General features: G+C 69.0%; 19 protein-coding genes. 7 read left to right on the top strand and 12 right to left on the bottom strand.

Going from position 1 to position 18,958, the window contains the following annotated elements:
- Positions 1-29: 29 nt before the first annotated feature.
- Complete coding sequence (locus tag AruCF_RS27140; RefSeq protein WP_049070786.1) at positions 30-1,061, top strand: glycosyltransferase; 1,032 nt, start codon at positions 30-32, stop codon at positions 1,059-1,061.
- Between the two features lie 63 nt (positions 1,062-1,124).
- Here AruCF_RS27140 and AruCF_RS27135 read toward each other — a convergent pair whose 3' ends face one another.
- Both AruCF_RS27135 and AruCF_RS27130 read right to left on the bottom strand, forming a co-directional pair.
- Positions 1,125-1,664: a TlpA disulfide reductase family protein gene (locus AruCF_RS27135; protein ID WP_049070788.1), complete on the bottom strand. Its 540-nt coding sequence runs from the start codon at positions 1,662-1,664 to the stop codon at positions 1,125-1,127.
- Positions 1,665-1,676: 12 nt separating this feature from the next.
- A complete protein-coding gene (locus AruCF_RS27130; RefSeq protein ID WP_049077387.1) occupies positions 1,677-2,774 on the bottom strand; it encodes a transglutaminase-like domain-containing protein in 1,098 nt (365 codons plus the stop codon).
- 134 nt (positions 2,775-2,908) lie between these two features.
- Here AruCF_RS27130 and selD point away from each other — a divergent pair, with 134 nt between their 5' ends.
- Positions 2,909-3,970 (top strand): selenide, water dikinase SelD, encoded by a 1,062-nt coding sequence (selD, locus tag AruCF_RS27125; RefSeq protein ID WP_049070791.1) that lies wholly within the window; start codon positions 2,909-2,911, stop codon positions 3,968-3,970.
- 60 nt (positions 3,971-4,030) lie between these two features.
- On the opposite strand, the gene AruCF_RS27120 is transcribed toward selD, so the two are convergent.
- The gene (locus tag AruCF_RS27120) at positions 4,031-6,103 is read right to left on the bottom strand and encodes an LTA synthase family protein (RefSeq protein ID WP_235432727.1); all 2,073 of its coding nucleotides are present in this window, start codon (positions 6,101-6,103) and stop codon (positions 4,031-4,033) included.
- A gap of 215 nt (positions 6,104-6,318) precedes the next feature.
- The gene (locus tag AruCF_RS27115) at positions 6,319-7,248 is read right to left on the bottom strand and encodes a LysR substrate-binding domain-containing protein (protein ID WP_049070793.1); all 930 of its coding nucleotides are present in this window, start codon (positions 7,246-7,248) and stop codon (positions 6,319-6,321) included.
- Between the two features lie 201 nt (positions 7,249-7,449).
- On the opposite strand from AruCF_RS27115, the gene AruCF_RS27110 reads away from it, so the two are divergent.
- The 3 genes from AruCF_RS27110 (at position 7,450) to AruCF_RS29605 (ending at position 8,557) form a co-directional block, all read left to right on the top strand.
- Entirely contained in the window at positions 7,450-7,659 is a 210-nt protein-coding gene (locus AruCF_RS27110; protein ID WP_231891697.1) for a DUF2917 domain-containing protein, read from the top strand.
- Entirely contained in the window at positions 7,656-8,300 is a 645-nt protein-coding gene (locus AruCF_RS27105) for a 2-hydroxychromene-2-carboxylate isomerase (RefSeq protein ID WP_049070796.1), read from the top strand. Before AruCF_RS27110 ends, AruCF_RS27105 begins: the two co-directional genes overlap by 4 nt.
- 95 nt (positions 8,301-8,395) lie before the next feature.
- Positions 8,396-8,557, top strand: coding sequence for a hypothetical protein (locus AruCF_RS29605; RefSeq protein WP_167385901.1), 162 nt, complete (start codon positions 8,396-8,398; stop codon positions 8,555-8,557).
- 30 nt (positions 8,558-8,587) lie between these two features.
- On the opposite strand, the gene AruCF_RS27100 is transcribed toward AruCF_RS29605, so the two are convergent.
- Together AruCF_RS27100 and adh are read right to left on the bottom strand one after the other, a co-directional pair.
- Entirely contained in the window at positions 8,588-8,965 is a 378-nt protein-coding gene (locus AruCF_RS27100; protein WP_049070798.1) for a DUF779 domain-containing protein, read from the bottom strand.
- An 88-nt stretch (positions 8,966-9,053) separates the two neighbouring features.
- Positions 9,054-10,583 (bottom strand): aldehyde dehydrogenase, encoded by a 1,530-nt coding sequence (adh, locus tag AruCF_RS27095; RefSeq protein ID WP_006384406.1) that lies wholly within the window; start codon positions 10,581-10,583, stop codon positions 9,054-9,056.
- A gap of 226 nt (positions 10,584-10,809) precedes the next feature.
- On the opposite strand from adh, the gene AruCF_RS27090 reads away from it, so the two are divergent.
- Positions 10,810-12,693: a sigma-54-dependent Fis family transcriptional regulator gene (locus AruCF_RS27090; protein WP_049070799.1), complete on the top strand. Its 1,884-nt coding sequence runs from the start codon at positions 10,810-10,812 to the stop codon at positions 12,691-12,693.
- A gap of 119 nt (positions 12,694-12,812) precedes the next feature.
- On the opposite strand, the gene trpC is transcribed toward AruCF_RS27090, so the two are convergent.
- The 6 genes from trpC to rpe form a co-directional block, all read right to left on the bottom strand.
- Positions 12,813-13,601, bottom strand: a complete 789-nt coding sequence (gene trpC / locus AruCF_RS27085) for an indole-3-glycerol phosphate synthase TrpC (protein ID WP_054419334.1) — start codon at positions 13,599-13,601, stop codon at positions 12,813-12,815.
- Positions 13,598-14,629: an anthranilate phosphoribosyltransferase gene (trpD, locus tag AruCF_RS27080; protein ID WP_049070803.1), complete on the bottom strand. Its 1,032-nt coding sequence runs from the start codon at positions 14,627-14,629 to the stop codon at positions 13,598-13,600. Before trpD ends, trpC begins: the two co-directional genes overlap by 4 nt.
- Positions 14,630-14,641: 12 nt before the next feature.
- Complete coding sequence (locus AruCF_RS27075; RefSeq protein ID WP_049077392.1) at positions 14,642-15,208, bottom strand: aminodeoxychorismate/anthranilate synthase component II; 567 nt, start codon at positions 15,206-15,208, stop codon at positions 14,642-14,644.
- 58 nt (positions 15,209-15,266) lie between these two features.
- Positions 15,267-16,787, bottom strand: coding sequence for an anthranilate synthase component I (trpE, locus tag AruCF_RS27070; RefSeq protein WP_024067527.1), 1,521 nt, complete (start codon positions 16,785-16,787; stop codon positions 15,267-15,269).
- A gap of 273 nt (positions 16,788-17,060) precedes the next feature.
- Positions 17,061-17,768: a phosphoglycolate phosphatase gene (locus AruCF_RS27065; RefSeq protein ID WP_026385137.1), complete on the bottom strand. Its 708-nt coding sequence runs from the start codon at positions 17,766-17,768 to the stop codon at positions 17,061-17,063.
- Between the two features lie 12 nt (positions 17,769-17,780).
- Positions 17,781-18,500 carry a ribulose-phosphate 3-epimerase gene (rpe, locus tag AruCF_RS27060; protein WP_049070804.1) on the bottom strand — a complete coding sequence of 240 codons (720 nt, stop codon included), beginning with the start codon at positions 18,498-18,500 and terminating at the stop codon, positions 17,781-17,783.
- Between the two features lie 45 nt (positions 18,501-18,545).
- On the opposite strand from rpe, the gene apaG reads away from it, so the two are divergent.
- A complete protein-coding gene (gene apaG / locus AruCF_RS27055) occupies positions 18,546-18,920 on the top strand; it encodes a Co2+/Mg2+ efflux facilitator ApaG/CorD (protein WP_049070807.1) in 375 nt (124 codons plus the stop codon).
- Positions 18,921-18,958 lie beyond the last annotated feature (38 nt).

Here is an 18,958-nt window from a genome sequence, read left to right as displayed (position 1 = left end):
GGATTCCATGACCTACGCATCCACGGACCATGAACCACGTCGACCCCCGCGCGCCACAGATCAGCGTCATCGTCCCGGTCTACAACTGTGAGCGGTATCTTTCGGAGCAACTGGACGCGCTGCTGGGCGACGCGGCGATGAACCTGGAGGTGATCGCCGTCGACGACGGTTCCCGCGACCGCGGCATGGCGATCCTGCGGGCCCGTGGCGCCCGGGATGCGCGCCTTCGCATTCTCCAGCAGGCCCACCGCGGGCTGGGCGCCGCAAGAAACACCGGCCTGCACGCCGCGCGGGGCGCCTGGATCGCCTTCGCCGACGCCGACGACCTGCTGCCCGCCTCGGGTCTCGCGCGCTGGCACGCGCAGGCGGTTGCGCAGGATCTGGACGTGCTGATCGGGAATGCCTATCGATTCACGCAGACGCCCGCCGCGCCGGGGGCCGCCATCCTGGCAAGGCAGCCCGCCGACCGGATCCTGGCCGGACGGGACTGGATCGCGCATTGCGTCGAGGCCGGCGAATGGCCGCACTATGTCTGCCTGCAAATGATCCGGCGCGAACTCATCGCCAGACATCGCCTGGTGTTCGATCCCTCGCTGTTCCACGAGGACATTCTCTGGACCACCGCCCTTGCCCTCGTGGCACGGCGAATCGGTTTCGCGCGGGAACCGGTGTACGGTTATCGCCGCAATCCGGACTCGATCACGCTCTCGCCTTCACCCGAGGTGCGGCTGCGGCGCGGCGCGAGCTACGTCCGCATCATCGAGGCGTTGCTGGCGCTGTCGCGGCGCCAAGAGTTCGGGCGGAGGGTTGGCTGCGCGATCACCCGCCATGTCCTGCACGAACTCCAGTGCTTCGTGGATCTGCTGCGCAAGGATATTGACGATCCCTTTGCGCGTGCCCGGTTGGCGCGCGCCATGCTTGAACTGCGCGCCTGGCCGCGCCTGGCCCGCCATGCCCGCGGCGTGACCGGCCTGCGCCGCGTGCTCAAGGCGCACTGGCGCCTGTGGCGGATGGCGCGAGCCGACAGGGCAGTAGCGGCGGACGTTCGCGCCGGCCGGTAGGCGCGCTCGCCGCGCCGATCCATGCGTTGGCCCTAAGTTTGCGATGCAGCGCCGCGCCGCTGATCAAGCGCGCAACATCCGCGTGACGACGCTGCTGACGTTCTCGGCTTTCCAGTCCAGCGCGCCCAGGTGCCAGTGGCGGATGCTGCCGCCGCGATCGACGAGGTAGTTGGCGGGCAGGCCGACGGCGTCCCATTTCTTGGAAGCGGTGCTGTTGCGATCGTGCAGCACGGCGCCGGCGACGGGCCATTTGGCCAGGAAGGTGGTGATCTTGCCGAGGGCTTCGCCGACGTTGACAGCGACCAGGCGCAGGCCTTCCTCGCGGTGGCGCCTGGCCATGGCGGACATCAGGGGGATTTCGTCGCGGCAGGGGTCGCACCATGTCGCCCAGAAGCTGACGATGACGACATTGCCGCGCCAATTGGCGAGTTTCTGTTCGCGGCCGGAGAGGTCGGGCAGGGCCAGGGGCGGGGTGGCGGCGGTCCAGGGCGCCCAGTCGGGGCCGGTGGCGAGCTTGAGGGCGCTGTCGCTGGCGGCGCCCGCCCAGGCAGGCAGGGCCGCCAGCGACAGGGCGGATTGCAGCAGTTGACGGCGGCTGAGCATGGCGTGGCCCGCTCAGGTGGACAGCGGGCGCGCGGTCAGGGTGTAGCGGAAGCTGTCGGGGTCGAGGCTGTCCAGGCGGCCGTCGGCGGTTTCGCCGTTGGGGTACATCAGGAAGGGCACCGGGCCGTGGGCGGTGCCGGGCAGGGCGACGTCGTGGCCGTGGTTGTAGGCGACCCAGTTCATTTCCCAGGCGCCGAACAGCATGACGCGGGCGCTGCGCACGCGGGCATCGGTGGCCGGCAGGTCGCCGGGCGGCTCTTCCAGCATGACCTTGCGCACGTCCGCCGGGTCGACCGGGATCCAGCCGTAGCCGTCGGCGTAGAACTCGGCGCGGCAGTGCTGTGCTTTCGTCACGTCGCCGGCCTTGCCCAGGCTCTTGAAGCCGAGCTGCGAGTCGGCCACGCGCAGGCCGTAGGCGTCGCGTGCCGGGATGCCGGAAGCGCGCGCCAGGGCCACGAACAGCGCGTTGATATCTGCGCATTTGCCGTTCAGGTCGTTGGCGGTGAGCATGTAGCGCACGTCGCCGGTGCCGCAGCCGCGGGTGGAGGCGGTGCGGCAGGTGTTGTCGACCACCCAGTCATAGATCGCCCGGGCCCGCGCCAGCGTGCCGTGGTGACCCTGGGTGATGCGGTCGGCGGTGGTCTTGACGATGCCGTCGGTGGGCAGCAGCGCGGTCGGCTTGAGGAATTCGCGCAGCGTGGCGGCGCTTTCGCGCGGCGCGCCCGGGGGCGGCTGGGTCAGGTCGACGCGGCGGTTGCGGGTCTGGAAGCGGCTGGTCACCGTGACCTCGCGCGGCGCCTGGGCGTCGGGCCATTGCACGGCGAGCATGCGCACGTCGTAGCCGGGGGCCTGCACCAGCTGCGCGGCCCCGCCGCCGCTGACCAGCCAGGCGCTTTGCGCGCCGCGCTGGTAACCGGTGTCGGTGGCATAGGGCAGCGGAATCCAGAGGCGCGGGTGGGCGCCGGGATCGCGGACCTGGATGTGGGTGGTCAGTTCGAAGCCGCGCCAGTCGGCGCTGAGGGGCGCCTGTTCGGCGCGGGCGGCCAGGGGCAAGGCGGCCTGGGCGGCGCACAGCGCGCCCGAGAAACGGAGAAAGTGTCGGCGATCCATGAAGCCCTCACGCACGGTGAAGTTTGGCTGTCGGTGCGCCCGGTGGCGGGCGGCCGTCCGTTGCTGCCCGATCATCATAGGGCCATTCGGGGGCGCGATGCTATCCTTTTCCCATCACCTATGGAGAGACTGACATGACCCAGGATGCAGCGTCCGCGGCGGTGCCGCGCTTGACTTCGCTGTCGCACGGCGGCGGCTGTGGCTGCAAGATCGCGCCCGGCGTGCTGTCGCAATTGCTGGCCCGCTTCGGGCCGGCCGCCAGCTACCCCAACCTGCTGGTGGGCACCGAGACAGCCGACGATGCGGCGGTCTACCGGCTCAACGACGAGCAGGCCCTGATCGCGACCACCGACTTCTTCATGCCGATTGTCGACGATCCCTACGACTTCGGCCGCATCGCCGCGACCAACGCGCTGTCGGACGTGTACGCCATGGGCGGCACGCCGATCATGGCGCTGGCGATCGTCGGCATGCCCATCAACGTGCTGCCGCACGATGTCATCGCCGAGATCCTGCGCGGCGGCGAATCGGTGTGCAAGGACGCGGGCATTCCGGTGGCCGGCGGCCACAGCATCGACTCGGTCGAGCCGATCTACGGCCTGGCGGCGATGGGGCTGGTGCATCCGGACCGTATCAAGCGCAATGCCGACGCGCGCGCCGGCGACGTGCTGGTGCTGGGCAAGGGGCTGGGCGTGGGCATCCTGTCGGCGGCGCTCAAGAAGAACCGGCTGGACGCCGATGGCTACCGCGTGATGATCGACAACACCACCCGCCTGAATCGTCCGGGCGCGGCATTGGCCGCGATGGACGGCGTCCATGCCATCACCGACGTCACCGGCTTCGGCCTGCTCGGCCACGCGCTGGAAATGGCGCGCGGCGCGGGGCTGACCGCCGTGCTGCGGCGCGACACGCTGCCGTGGCTGCCGGGCGTGCAGGCCTTCGCCGCCGAGGGCGTGATCACCGGCGCGTCGGGCCGCAACTGGGCCTCGTATGGCGAGTCCGTGCGGCTGGGCGCGGGCGTGAGCGATGTCGAGCGGGCCCTGTTGACCGACCCGCAGACCTCGGGCGGCCTGCTGGTGGCCTGCGCGCCGGAAGCGGCGCAAGCGGTGCTGGCGCTGTTCCGCGAGCAGGGATTCGCGGATGCCGCGGTGGTCGGCGAGATGGCCGCCGGCGAGCCGCTGGTGCGCGTCGACTAGTCCGCGCCATGGGCGGCGCGGCGCGCCGGGCGGCCCAAGCCTGCGCGGTGGCGGACAGCCTTACGGCCGGTCCGGCCGCGCTGACGTCTGGTTCTGCACCTGGTAGTTGATCTGCCATTGCAGCAGCGGACCGTATGCTCCGAGCCGCGCCTGCTCGGCCGCCTGCGCGGGCGAAGCGGCCCGCTCCGGCGCCAGGGCCAGGCCGGTGGCGCCAGCCCATGGCTGGATGCGGCCGGGGCGATCGCGCTGATAGGCGCCGTCGCGCGTGATCACCAATCGCGGGTTGTTGAACCCGAAGCACCATTGCGGATCGGGCCGCGCGGCCAGCAGGTCGCAGCCGCTGCGGAAATAGGGGGTGTCGGGCAGGCTCAGGTGGTACAGCGTGGGCAGGATGTCCTTGTGGCTGCCCGGCCGCGACGGGTCATACGTCGATTGCCCGCGGTAGCCGGGCGGCACATACAGGTAGAAGGGCACCGCGCGCGCCAGCGCGATGTCGCTGTCGGCGGCATAGTCCACGCCCAGGATGTTGTGGTCGCCGGTCACCGCGACGATGGTGCGGGCGCCCTGGGCCGAGGCTTTCAGGCCGGTCAGGAAGCGCCCCAGCTGGTCGTTCGCATAGCGCAGCGTGTCGAAGGCTTCGTCCAGGCCGGACCAGCTGTCATAGTAGGGCAGCCGTTCGATATCGCTCAGGTCCAGGCCGCCGCGCTGGCCCCCTTCGGGCACCAGGAACGGCGGATGATGGGTGGTGGACAGAGCGACGACGAACAGCGGTTCGCCGTCGCGGTCGGCCCGCGCCAGGCGCTCGGCGATGTAGCGGAACATGTATTCGTCGGGCACGCCCCATGCGCCCGGCTGCGCCTCGGGGTAGCGCTGCCTCAGCGTCAGCTGGTCGGCGAATTCCTGCGCGCCCAGGTGCGTGGCGAAGCGGCCCAGATTGCGCCAGGTGGCCGCGCCCGAGGTGACGAAGACCACCCGGTAGCCGCGCGCCAGGAACGGCGTGAAGGCATTGCTGGCGAAGGTGGCGCTGGCCGCCGACGACTGGCTGGTGGCCAGCACCGGGCTGCGCACCAGCAGCCGGCTGAGCGAATCGATGGTGCCATTGCCTTCCGACAGGAATCGATCGAAGCGCCAGTCCTGCTGCCAGTGCGGCCGCAGCGCGCCCAGCAGGTCGCGGCCTGGACGGTCGTACATGTTCATGTGGTAACCCATGCTTTCCATCACTTGCAGCACCACGTGCGGCGGGCGGGCGCGGGCCTGCGGGTTGGCGCCGGTGCTGGCCATGAAAGGCTGCAGCCCGTGGCCAGGTCGTCCCAGGAAGCGCTGGTAGAGCTGTTCGCCCTCTTCGGCGGTGACCGGTTTGAAGCGCTTGTCGTTGTCGCGCTCGGACAGGGCCCAGAAGAACGCCGATATGCCGTTGGGCGCGATGTCGTTGAGCAGGCGCAGCGAGGAAATGCCGGTGTCGTCCCTGTTGAGCGGGAAGGGTCCGAGCGAACCCCGGCAGGCCAGCACGGTGATGGCGATGATCAGCGACAGCCTCAGCGCGCTGGGCGCCAGCGCCCGGCGCGCCAGGCGCGTGCGCAGGATGAGGGCGCTCCAGCGCCGCGCCAGCCAGTAGGTGGCGCCCAGCACCGCCGCCAGCAGCGCCAGCGTCCGCAGCACCGGATAGCCGTGCCACAGCGTCACCAGGATGGCATGGGTATCGTCGTCCATCAGGCCGAACACGAAGATGTCGATCGAGCGCGAGAACGTGGCGAAGTAGCACACGCTGATCACGGTGCTGGCGGTGAACAGCATGGCCAGCACGGCGGCCAGCCAGGGCAGGGCGCGCAGCCACAGGGCGTACGCCGCTGGCCGCGCGGCCAGCAGCAGCGCGGCCAGCAACGGCACCGAGAACGCGATCGCCGCGACCTTGATGTCGAATAGCAGGCCGATCACCAGGGTGCGGTTGATGTCCTGCGGCAAGGCCGCGTAGGCGCCCGGCGGCGCGTACGCCGCCAGCAGGTAGGCGCGGCCCAGGCCTTGCGCGATTACCGACACAAGCCAGGGCGCCAGCAGGATGAGGAAGGAACGCTGGAAATTGAGAAACCAGTCTTGCCAGGCGTCGGCGGAACGGAAAAGCTTCATCTGCACCATGAATGGATAGCGTCGGTGCGCGTCGGACCAGGGCGGACGGCGCACGAATCAAGCGCGGGAAGCCGGGTCCGGACCCATGACTTGTCATGCAGGCGCAATCTACAGCAGGGCGCGGCCGAATCTGTGAAGGTTTGTATAGTTCTTGTAGCGCGGCGCTCCGGACTGACCAGTGTCGGTCGGTCCGAAAACCTCGGCACACCCGTGGGGCGTGGCGTTTATCGGCCCGAATCCGCCGTCAGCAGTTGTGCCGTGGTCGCGGCCTGCCGTACCAGCCAGCGCGTCACGATCTCGGCGTCAGGCGTGCTGCGGCGCGCGTTGCGCACCAGCCAGTAGGCATGCTCGGTGGCATCGGCCGGCTGGCCGTCGACCGCGGCCAGGCGCCGGTCTGCCAGCATCGGCGCGATCAGCGCCAGCCGCCCGAGCGCGATGCCATGGCCGGCCAGCGCCGCATGCACGATCTGGTCGTACTGGTTGAAGCGCAACATGCCCTTGGGCCGCACCCGGCCCAGGCCGCGCGCGTTGAGCCATTCCGACCATTGCAGCCAGGGCCGGGTGGGGTCGTCGAATTCCAGCAGCACGTGGCGCTGCAATTCGCGCGCATCCAGGGCGCGCGCCCGCAGCGACGGGTGGGCCACCGGCACCACCGACTCCCCGAACAGCCAGACGGCGCCGTCCGGCACCGTGTCGCGCAGACTGTAGCGGATGGCGATGTCGACGCTTTCACGGTCGATGTCGATGACCCGGTTATCGGCCGCCACCCGCACGTCGATCTGCGGATGGGCGGCCTGGAAGTCGCCCAGGCGCGGCAGCAGCCACAGCGAGGCCACCCCGATGGTGGTGGTGACGGTGACCGGCGTGCGGCGTTCGGGCGCGCGCAATTGCTCGGTCAGGTCGCCCAGCTGACCCAGCCAGGCGTCGGCCATGCGGAACAGCTGCGCGCCTTCGGACGTGAACGAGACGCTGCGAAAGCCGCGCACCAGCAGCGGCACGCCCAGGTGGGCCTCCAGCGCCCGGATCTGCCGGCTGACGGCCGACTGCGTCACGTGCAGGTCCTGCGCCGCCAGCGTGATGCTCATGCGGCGGCCCACGGCGACGAAGCCTCGGACCAGGTCGAGCGGGGGAAGTTTGGCCAGGGGATATGACATTCTTGAAACTCATGCGTATGCGGCGGAAATGTCGCTTGTGCAATATAACGCCTGCGGCGTCCAATATGCCTCAGACGACGGGTGACGCGGTGCCAAGGCGCCGATGCCCGGCAGGCTGGCCGCCAAGGCGGCGGGGGATGCGCCATGATCCGACTATGTTGCACTGCGGGAATGTCATTCCGTTTGGCGCGGGGTTCGACTATGCTGCTCAGGCGCGCATCGGGCCTGCGGATCGAGTGCCAGGCCGGCACGGTGTGGCTGTCCGCCTACCGCCGCCCGGACGACAGCGTGCTGCAAGCCGGCGAGTCCATCATCGTGGACAGCGATCGCGACGTCGTTCTCAGCGGCCTGCCGGATGCGCAGGTCGCCCTGGTTTCCCAGGTTTCCCAGCCGTTGGAGCTTTTGTCATGAATGCGCCCCTGCCCGCCACGCCCCGCCTCGAGATGTGGTTCGATTTCGCCAGTCCCTACAGCTACCTGGCGATCGAACGCATCGGCGACCTGGCGGCGCGGGCCGAGGTGCGGGTCGACCTGCGGCCATTCCTGCTGGGCCCGATCTTCCAGGCCCAGGGCTGGAATGACACGCCGTTCCGCCTGTTCCCCGGCAAGGGCGCCTACATGATGCGCGACATCGCGCGCCTGGCCGAAAAGTATGGCGTGCCCTATAACCGGCCGCGCCTGTTTCCGCGCATGAGCGTGCTGCCGGCCCGCATTGCGCTGCTGGGCCAGGACGAGCCCTGGGGCCGTGACTTCTGCCTGGCCGTGTTCCGCGCCAATTTCCAGCATGACCAGGACATCCAGGCCGAGGATGTGGTGCATGCGCTGCTGACCGACCTGTCGCTCGACGCCGACGCGCTGATCGCGCGCGGCAAGTCCGAGGCCGCCAAGGAGGCGCTGCGGCGCCGGGTCGACGAAGCCCGCCACCTGGGGCTGTTCGGCGCCCCGACCTTCCTGGTGGACGGAGAGATGTTCTGGGGCAACGACCGCCTGGAAGACGCGCTCGAATGGACCCGCCGCGCGCCCGTCAGCGCCTGGGCCGCCGCGGCGGGTTGATGCCCGTGGCCGCGCCCGTCCTTTTCGTCGTTGCCGCCGGCGTGGCCGGCGACGCAAGGCAACCGTAGAGTTTTTCCGCCAACGCTTTTCCCGCAATGAAAAACACCAGCAGTCCGCTACGCGGCGCACCCATGCCGGGTGGCCGTTCGTTCACGCAATTCCGCGCCGCGCGCATCCGCCGCGTCTCGTTCCAGTGGCAGCAACAGGCCGGTGGCGCCGAACCGCCCGGCAAGGACGGCGCGCCGCGTCGCGCCTGACGTGGCGGGTTCGCGCAGCGGGACGTGGCCTCAACCGCGCGTGACCGGGGCCACGCCGGCCCATTCCTCGTCCGAATACAGCCGCGAGCGCAGCAGGAAGCGCTTGCCCTCGGCGCTGTCCAGCGAGAACGCGCCGCCGCGTCCAGGCACGGCGTCGATGATGAGCTGAGTGTGCTCCCAGTAGGCGAACTGGTCTTCGCCCATGTAGAACGGGCAGCCTTCCAGTTCGCCCAGCAGCACGTCCGAGCCGCCCACCATGAATTCACCCTGCGCGTAGCACATGGGCGAACTGCCGTCGCAGCAGCCGCCCGACTGGTGGAACATCAGCGGGCCGTGCTTGGCGCGCAAGGTTTCGATCAGCGCGCGCGCCGCGTCGGTGGCGACCACGCGCGGAGTGGGTCCTGGCATGATGCAACTCCCGCGACGCCACGCCGGCGCGGCGCTGCCGACCCGGCATGGGTCGATCCGCGACGCACCGGCGGGCATCGCCCGTGGGTCAGAAGAAACCCAGTTTCTTGGGCGAGTAGCTCACCAGCAGGTTCTTGGTCTGCTGGTAGTGGTTGAGCATCATCTTGTGGTTCTCGCGGCCGATCCCGGACTGCTTGTAGCCGCCGAACGCGGCGTGCGCCGGATAGGCGTGGTAGCAGTTGGTCCAGACCCGCCCGGCCTTGATGGCGCGGCCCATGCGATAGCACGTGTTGGCGTCGCGCGACCAGACCCCCGCGCCCAGGCCGTAGAGCGTGTCGTTGGCCAGCGCCAGCGCGTCGTCGGCGTCCTTGAACGTGGTCACCGCCACCACCGGCCCGAAGATCTCTTCCTGGAACACGCGCATCTTGTTGTGGCCCTTGAAGACGGTGGGCTGCACGTAGTAGCCGCCTTCGAGCGCGCCCGGCAACTGCGCGCGCGCGCCGCCGGCCAGCACCGCCGCGCCCTCCTGCTTGCCGATGTCGAGGTACGACAGGATCTTCTCCAACTGCTCGGTGGAGGCCTGCGCGCCCAGCATGGTGTCGCCATCGAGCGGGTTGCCCTGCTTGATCTCGGCCACGCGCTTGAGCGCGCGCTCCATGAACCTGTCGTAGAGCGATTCCTGGATCAGCGCACGGCTGGGGCAAGTGCAGACTTCGCCCTGGTTCAGCGCGAACATGACGAAGCCTTCGATGGCCTTGTCGAGGAAGTCGTCGTCCTGCGCCGCCACGTCGGCAAAGAAGATGTTGGGCGACTTGCCGCCCAGCTCCAGCGTCACGGGGATGATGTTCTGCGACGCGTACTGCATGATCAGGCGGCCCGTGGTGGTCTCGCCGGTGAAGGCGATCTTGGCGATGCGCTTGCTGGAGGCCAGCGGTTTGCCCGCTTCCAGGCCGAAGCCGGTGACCACGTTGACCACGCCCGGGGGCAGCAGGTCGCCGATCAGTTCCATCAGCAGCAGGATGCCCAGCGGCGTCTGCTCGGCCGGCTTGAGCACCACGCAGTTGCCCGCCGCCAGCGCCGGCGCCAGCTTCCACGCGGCCATCAGGATGGGGAAGTTCCACGGGATGATCTGGCCGACCACGCCCAGCGGCTCGTTGAAGTGGTAGGCGACGGTGTCGTGGTCGATCTCGGACAGCCCGCCTTCCTGGCTGCGGATGCACGAGGCGAAGTAGCGGAAGTGGTCGATCGCCAGCGGGATGTCGGCGGCGCGGGCCTCGCGGATCGGCTTGCCGTTGTCCCAGGTCTCGGCGGTGGCCAGGCGTTCCAGGTTGGCCTCCATCACGTCGGCGATACGCATCAGGATCTGCGCGCGCTCGGCGGCCGGGGTCGCACCCCATTTGGGCGCGGCGCGATGCGCCGCATCCAGCGCCAGCTCGATGTCGCGCTCTTTCGAGCGGGCGTTGCGGGTCAGCACCTGGCCGGTGACCGGCGTGACGTTGTCGAAGTATTCGCCGTCGGCGGGCGCCTGCCATTTGCCGTCGATGAAGTTGTCATACTGCGTCCTGAGGTCCAGGCGCGTGCCATAGGATTCGGGGGTGACGCGGGTCGCGATGTCCATGCTTGTCTCCGTATAGTCGGTGTAACGGCAGTCGGGTGCCTGCTTCGTATCAAGCAAACCGCGTGCCATGTCGGGGGACGCGGCTGGACAAGCGCGCATGCCGCGTGCGAAAGTAGATTGCCACGCGCCGGCAGGGGCGTGGGCGGCGTTTCGCCGCTACCGGGTGTCGCGTTTCGCGACACTGTCGCGGAACAGGTGTCGCAGAACACCGTCCAAGGAGACATGCATGGCCACTCAATCCGGTCGGCACCCGCTGACGCAAGCGCGCCAGCTGTTCAACCAGCAGGGCATGGTGCCCGGCGGCCTGGTCGCCGAACCCATCCTGCGATCCTGGCGCCGCTGCGCCGACCTGGGTTTCGACATGCGCGGCAAGCGCCGCGCCGAGCCCATGACCGCCGCCGAACTGCGCGAGGCACGCCAGCGCAACGAGGCCTTGCGGCGGCTGTCCGAACCCGCCATGTCGCTGCTGCGCCGCGAAGGCGGCAGTGACGGCCTGGTGATCCTGTCGGACGCCCAGGGCCTGGTGCTGGACAGCGACGGCGACATCGATTTCGCGCAACGCGCCTCGCGCGTCGCGCTGATGCCCGGGGCGGCCTGGGACGAGGCCGCCGCGGGCACCAACGCCATCGGCACGGCGCTGGTGGAAGGCCGTTCACTGGTGGTGCACGGCGCCGAACACTATTTCGAACCCAACCGCATCCTGACCTGCGCCGCGGTGCCGATCACCGACAGCGAAGGGCGCATGCTGGGCGTGCTAGATCTTTCCAGCCCCGCGCGCGAGGTGCGCCCCGACGTGCTGGCGCTGGTGCGGGCCGCCGTCGACCTGATCGAGCACCGGCTGTTCGACAGCGCGCACGAACCCTGCGCGGTGCTGCGCCTGCATGCCGACCGTTCCGCGCTGGGCACGCCGGGCGAGGCCCTGCTGGCCTTCGAGGGCGACCTGCTGGTGGGCGCCAACCGCCGCGCCATGCAGGTGCTGGGCCTGGCGTCCACGGCGCTGGGCGTCTATCGCTACGCGGACCTGTTCGAGGGCGTCATGGAACAGGCGCCCGACGCGGCCGGGCGGGTGCATGCGCGCGGCGGCGCGGTCTACCACGCGCGCCTGCGCCTGCCCCGGTCGCGGCCGCCGGTCGCCCCGCAACCGGCGCTGCGCCTGCCGGCCACGCCCGCGCTGCCGGCGCCCCAGACCCAGCGCGATGCCGCCAGCTTCGACGCGGCCACGCTGGGCGCGCTGGCGCGCGCGGTGCATCTGTCGGACGCGGGCGTATCGATTCTGCTGCAGGGCGAGACCGGCGCGGGCAAGGAGGTCTTCGCGCGCCAGCTGCATGCGCGCAGCCGGCGCGCGGCCGGCCCGTTCGTGGCGGTCAATTGCGCCGCGCTGCCCGAAAGCCTGATCGAATCCGAACTGTTCGGCTATGAAGACGGCGCCTTCACCGGCGCGCGCCGCCAGGGCAGCAAGGGCCTGCTGCGGCAGGCGCATGGGGGCGTGCTGTTCCTGGACGAGATCGGCGACATGCCGCTGGCGCTGCAGGCGCGCCTGTTGCGGGTGCTGCAATCGCGCGAGGTGTCGCCGCTGGGCGCGGCGCGGCCGGTGGCGGTGGACTTCGCGCTGGTGTGCGCGACCCATCGCGCGCTGGCGCATGATGGCCCGGACGCGCCGGTGCGCCCCGATCTGTACTTCCGTATCGCCGAATACACCGTGACGCTCGCGCCGCTGCGCGCCCGCCCCGACCTACGCGAATTACTGCGCACGCTATGGGCCGCGCAGGGCAGCGGGCCGGCGCTGCCGGGCGGCATCGAGGACGCGCTGGCGCAATACGCCTGGCCCGGCAACTATCGCCAGATGGCGGCGGTGCTGCGGACGCTGCACGTGCTGGCGGGCGCGTCCGGCAGGGTCGATGAAGAAATGCTGCCGGCGGACATCCGCGGCATGCCGGCGGCGCAGGCGTCCTCCGGCGCGCCCAGCCTGCAGGCCATGGCTGACGAGGCGATCCGCGCGGCGCTGACCGCGCACGCCGGCAACGTCAGCGCCGCGGCGCGCGCCCTGGGCGTGCATCGCAGCACTTTGTACCGACGCGCGGCGGCGCTGGGGCTGGCACGGCCGGGTTGAATCGACGCGCATGCAAGAACACGCATGCAACAACACGCATGCATGAGCATGCATGAACATGCAAGGACGCCGTGGCGCGCCGCGCCCCGTGCCGTGCATGGCGCGGGACCGGCGGCGGTTCAGCCGACCACGCGGGCCAGTTCGGCGCCCGGGTCCTGGGCGCGCATGAAGGCCTCGCCCACCAGGAAGGCGTCGACCTTGTGCGCTCGCATCAGCTTCACGTCTTCCGGCTTGAGGATGCCGCTTTCCGTCACCACGCGCTTGCCGGCGGGAATGCGCGGCAGCAGGTCCAGCGTGTTCTGCAGGCTGGTCTCGAAGGTGCGCAGGTTGCGGTTGTTGATGCCCAGCAGCGGCGTCTTCAGCGTGAGCGCGATGTCCAGTTCCTGGGCGTCGTGCACTTCCACCAGCACGTCCATGCCCAGTTCCATGGCCAGCGTTTCCATCTCGCGCAGCTGCGTGGGCGTGAGCGCGGCGACGATCAGCAGCACGCAGTCGGCGCCCATCGCGCGGGCGGCGATGATCTGGTAGGGATCGATCACGAAGTCCTTGCGCAGCACCGGCAGCGAGCAGGCGGCGCGCGCCTGGCGCAGGTGGTCGTGCGAGCCCTGGAAGAACTGCACGTCGGTCAGCACCGACAGGCAGGCGGCGCCATGCACGGCATAGGAGGCCGCGATTTCAGCGGGCTGAAAGGTCTCGCGCAGCACGCCCTTGGACGGCGACGCTTTCTTGATTTCGGCGATGACGCCGGCCTTGCCCTGCGAGATCTTGTCTTCGATGGCCTGGGCAAAGCCGCGCACGTCCTGGCGCGCCTGCGCTTCGCGCAGGACTTCGGCTTCGCTCCGCATCTGGCGCGCGGCGGCGACTTCCTCGGCCTTGACGGCGAGGATCTTCGCGAGAATATCGTTCATTTCTGGAATTTCCGGGTATATGCGCAGAAATCTTCCAGCTTGGCTCGCGCCGCGCCGGTGGAAATCAGTTCAAATGCTAGCGCTAACGCTGCGGGAATGGAATCGGCTTTGTTGCCTGCGTAAATGGCGAGACCCGCATTCAGCGCGACGATGTCGCGGGCGGTGCCCTCGACATTGTCCAGCGCCTCTATGACAAGCTCGCGCGACTGTTCGCGATTGGACACCTTGATGCTGCGATTGGACATCATGGATAGCCCGTAGTCCTCGGGGTGGATTTCGTACTCGCTGACCTTGCCGTCCTTGAGCTCGCCCACCATGGTGGCGCCGCCCAGCGAAGCCTCGTCCATGCCGTCCTTGCCGTGCACCACCAGCACGTGGCGCGAGCCCAGGCGTTCCAGCACGCGTACCTGGATGCCCACCAGGTCGGGGTGGAACACGCCCATCAGCTGGTTGGCGGCGCCGGCCGGGTTGGTCAGCGGGCCGAGGATGTTGAAGATGGTGCGCACCGCCAGTTCCTTGCGGACCGCGGCCACGTTCTTCATGGCGCCGTGATGGGCGGGCGCGAACATGAAGCCGATGCCGGTGGCCTGGATGCACTCGGCCACCTGCTCGGGCGTCAGCACCAGGTTGGCGCCCAGCGCTTCCAGCACGTCGGCGCTGCCGCTCGACGAGGACGCGCTGCGGTTGCCGTGCTTGGCGATCGGCACGCCGGCCGCCGCCGCCACGAACATGGCGGTGGTGGAGATGTTGAAGGTGTGGCTGCCGTCGCCGCCGGTGCCGCACATGTCGAGCAGGTCTTCGGGGTTGGGCGTGACCACCGGCGTGGCGAACTCGCGCATGACCTGCGCGGCCGCGGTGATTTCACCCACCGTTTCCTTTTTCACGCGCAGACCCATCAGCAGGGCGCTTGCGATCTGCGGCGACATCTCGCCGCGCATCAGCATGCGCATCAGATGCAGCATTTCGTCGTGGAAAATTTCGCGGTGTTCGATACAGCGCGTCAGCGCTTCGGAGGGGGAGATCGTCACGGTGCGTCCTTCTTAGGCGAGGTTCAGGAAATTGCGCAGCAGGGCGTGGCCGTGTTCGCTGAGCACGGATTCGGGGTGGAACTGTACTCCGTACAGGGGCAGCGTCTTGTGGCGCACGCCCATGATGTCGCCGTCCGGCGCCGTGGCGGTCACGGCCAGGCACTCGGGCAGCGTCGCCGGGTCGATGGTCAGCGAGTTGTAGCGGATGACAGTGTACGGCGTCGGCAGGTCGGTGAAGATGTCCGTCCCGGTATGCGAGATGCGCACGGTCTTGCCGTGCATGATCTGCTGGGCGCGGACGATGTTGCCGCCGTAGGCGGCGCCGATGGCCTGGTGGCCCAGGCATACGCCCAGGATCGGCTTCTTGCCGGCGAAGGCCTGGATGACGGGCACCGAGATGCCGGCCTCGGCCGGCGAGCACGGGCCGGGCGACACGCAGATGCGGTCGGGGTTGAGCGCGGCGATCTCTTCCAGGGTGATCTGGTCGTTGCGCGCCACGCGCACGTCCTCGCCCAGTTCACCGAAGTACTGGACCAGGTTGTAGGTAAACGAGTCGTAGTTGTCGATCATCAACAGCATTTTTTTCTCCAGGCGGGCCGATTCGCGGCCCGGGGCGGTCATTGGGGCGGCGGGCGTCTCAGATGGGCTCGTCCAGGCCGTGCTGGACCTGCTCGGCAGCGCGCAGCACGGCGCGGGCCTTGGCCTCGGTCTCGGCCCATTCGGCTTCGGGGTTGGAGTCGGCCACGATGCCGGCGGCGGCCTGCACGTACAGCGTGCCGTCCTTGATGACGCCGGTGCGGATGGCGATGGCCACGTCCATTTCGCCGCCGTAGCTGAGGTAGCCGGCCGCGCCGCCGTATATGCCGCGGCGCACGGGCTCGAGCTCGTCGATGATCTTCATGGCCTCGACCTTGGGCGCGCCGGTCAGGGTGCCGGCCGGGAACGAGGCGCGCAGCACATCCATGCTGCTCATGCCGGGATTCAGGTTGCCGGTGACGTTGGACACCAGGTGCATCACGTGCGAATAGCGCTCGATCACCATGGTGTCGCTGACCTTGACCGACCCCACCTCGGCGACGCGGCCGACGTCGTTGCGGGCCAGGTCGATCAGCATCACGTGCTCGGCCACTTCCTTGGGGTCGGCCTTGAGCTCGGCGGCCAGGGCGGCGTCTTCCTCGGGCGTGGCGCCGCGCTTGCGGGTGCCGGCCAGCGGGCGGATGGTGACCTGCGACTTGGGCGCGCCGTCCACCACCACGCGCTCCTGGCGCACCAGGATCTCGGGCGACGCGCCCACCACCTGGAAATCACCGAAGTTCCAGAAGTACATGTAGGGGGAGGGATTGAGCGACCGCAGGGCGCGGTAGAGGGAGAGGGGGGAGTCGCGGAACGGCTTGGCGATGACCTGGCCGATCTGCACCTGCATCAGGTCGCCGGCGGCGATGTGTTCCTTGGCGCGGTGCACGGCCGCCAGGTAGTCTTCTTTCTTGAAGTCGCGCCGCTCTTCGGTCTGCATGCTGGCGTGGCTGTAGGGAATTTCCACCGGGCGTCGCAGGCGCGCGCGCAGGTCGTGCAGGCGCTGCTGGGCGCGGCTGTAGCTTTCGGGCTGGCCCGGATCGGCGTAGACCATCAGGTAGATGCGGCCGGCCAGGTTGTCGACAATGACCAGTTCGTCCACGTGCATCAGCATCAGGTCGGGCGTGCCGCCTTCCATGCCGGCCGGGAACGGCTTCACGGCGGGGCCCAGGCAGGGTTCGATGTGGCGCACGGTGTCGTAGCCGAAGTAGCCGGCCAGGCCGCCGCAGAAGCGCGGCATGCCGGGGCGCAGGGCCACCTTGAAGCGGGCCTGGTACTGCTCGATGAAGGCCAGCGGGTCGCCATCGTGGGTCTCGACCACCTTGCCGTCGTGCAGCACTTCGGTGCGGGTGCCGCTGGCGCGGATCACGGTACGGGCCGGCAGGCCGATGAACGAGTAGCGGCCGAAGCGCTCGCCGCCCACCACCGACTCCATCAGGCAGGTCATGCGGCCGGCCTGCGGGCCGGCGTGGGCCAGCTTCAGGTAGATGCCCAGCGGGGTGTCCAGGTCGGCGTAGGTCTCGGCCACCAGCGGGATGCGGTTGTAGCCTTGGGCGGCGAGGGCTTTGAATTCGATTTCGGTCATGTCGGTCTCGGGGCGATGGGTATCTGCTGGGGACCGGGCACACAACAAAAAGCCCGGTCCAGGTTACTGGTTCCGGGCTTGGCTCTGTGTTCTACACAGTATCGGCGCTGGGAGGCGGGGACGCGTCCAGGGCCGGGAAGGGAATCATCGCCACCCGGAAGACAAACGCCACCAGCGCCACGAGGCGCCGAGCATTTGGTTCTGGATGGAAACGTTCATCAGGTGATAGCGGTTCGATGTTCAAGTGTGCCGTCAAGGGCGCGGACCCCGGCTTCAGGCCTGGGCTTTCGCGGCGTTCTGGTTCTGATTCCAGAGCTCCACCCACTGGGCGGCGTTGACGAGCGTGTCCACTATACCATCGACATCGAGCTCGCGCACGTCACGGCCTTCGTTGTAGCCATACGGCACCACCAGCACCTGGGTGCCGGCGCTGCGGCCGGCCTGGGCGTCGTTGATGGAATCGCCGATGGTGACGGCCTCGGCCACCGTCACGCCCAGCAGTTCGCAGGCGTGCAGCACCTGGTCGGGGTCGGGCTTGCGGCGGGCGCAGGTGTCGCCGCACACCACTGCGTCGAAGAACCCGGCCAGGCCGGTGCGTTGCAGCAGCGGCAGGGTGAATTCGGTGGGCTTGTTGGTGACCACGGCCAGCTTCAGGCCCTGGTCGCGCATGTGCTTGAGCCCTTCCATGACGCCCGGGTAGACCTGGGCGCGTTCGCCGTTGACCAGGTGGTAGTGGCGGTAGAAGGCCTCGCGCGCCCGGGCGAAGTCCTCGGGCGACGGATCGGCGGCGTCCAGGCTGCCGGCCAGGCTGCGGCGCACCAGGTTGTCCACCCCCTTGCCGACGAAGGTGGCCACGACATCCTCGCGCAGCGCGATCATGCCGAGTTCCACGCGCATGGCGTTGGCCGCGAAGGCCAGGTCGGGGATGGAGTCGAGCAGGGTGCCGTCCAGGTCCAGCAGCGCGGCGCGGAAGGGAGTCATGGCGGGTATTCCTCAGACGGCGGTGGTTTCGCCGATGGCGATCTGCTCGCGCATGGACTTGATGATGCCGGGGTAGTCGGGCTTGCCGAAGATGGCCGAGCCGGCCACGAAGGTGTCGGCGCCGGCGCGGCGGATTTCGGCGATGTTGTCGATCTTCACGCCGCCGTCCACCTGCAGCACGATTTCGTGGCCGCCGGCCTGGGTCCAGGCGTCGATGCGGGCGCGGGCCTCGCGCAGCTTGGTCAGCGCGCCGGGGATGAAGCTCTGGCCGCCGAAGCCGGGGTTGACCGACATGATCAGCACCAGGTCGACCTTGTCCATGACGTGGTCCAGGTACGACAGGGGCGTGGCGGGGTTGAACACCAGGCCGGCCTTACAGCCGTTCTCGCGGATCAGCGACAGGGTGCGGTCGACGTGGCGGCTGGCTTCCGGGTGGAAGCTGATGTAGTTGGCGCCGGCCTTGGCGAACATCGGCACCAGGGCGTCCACCGGCTCGACCATGAGGTGCACGTCGATCGGCACGGAAACATGGGGACGGATCGCCGCGCAGACCATCGGGCCGATGGTCAGGTTGGGCACGTAGTGGTTGTCCATCACATCGAAATGGATCCAGTCGGCGCCGGCGGCGACCACGTCACGCACTTCCTCGCCCAGGCGGGCGAAGTCGGCGGACAGGATGCTGGGGGTGATGCGGGTGGTGGTAGACATGGTGTTCGGGGTGGGTGAAGGCATAATGTGCCATTATTGCAGCTTGCTCGTGCCACACAGGAAAGGACTGTGAAACCCTACGACCTGAGCGTCTCTGTCACTCCGCGCTTCGTGCCTGAACAGTCCGATCCCGGCGAGCAGCAATTCGTGTTCGCCTATACCGTGCGCATCACCAATACCGGGGAACACCCGGCCCAGGTGATCAGCCGCCACTGGATTATCACCGATGGCAACCAGCGCGTGCAGGAAGTGCGCGGGCTGGGCGTCGTGGGCCAGCAGCCCCTGCTGGCGCCCGGCGAGACCTTCGAATACACCAGCGGCTGCCCCTTGCCCACGCCGGTCGGCACGATGCGCGGCACCTACCATTGCGTCGGCGAGAACGGCATTCCGTTCGAAGTGCCGATTCCCGAATTCGTCCTGGCCATGCCGCGCACCCTGCATTGACGCGGGGCGCGGCCATACGTTGTACGGTTTTCCATCTG

It is taken from the genome of Achromobacter ruhlandii, from assembly GCF_002082135.1.
Taxonomy (GTDB): domain Bacteria; phylum Pseudomonadota; class Gammaproteobacteria; order Burkholderiales; family Burkholderiaceae_B; genus Achromobacter; species Achromobacter ruhlandii.
Note: the sequence above shows the minus strand (reverse complement) of the source record. Positions and strands in the feature narration are given on the sequence as shown.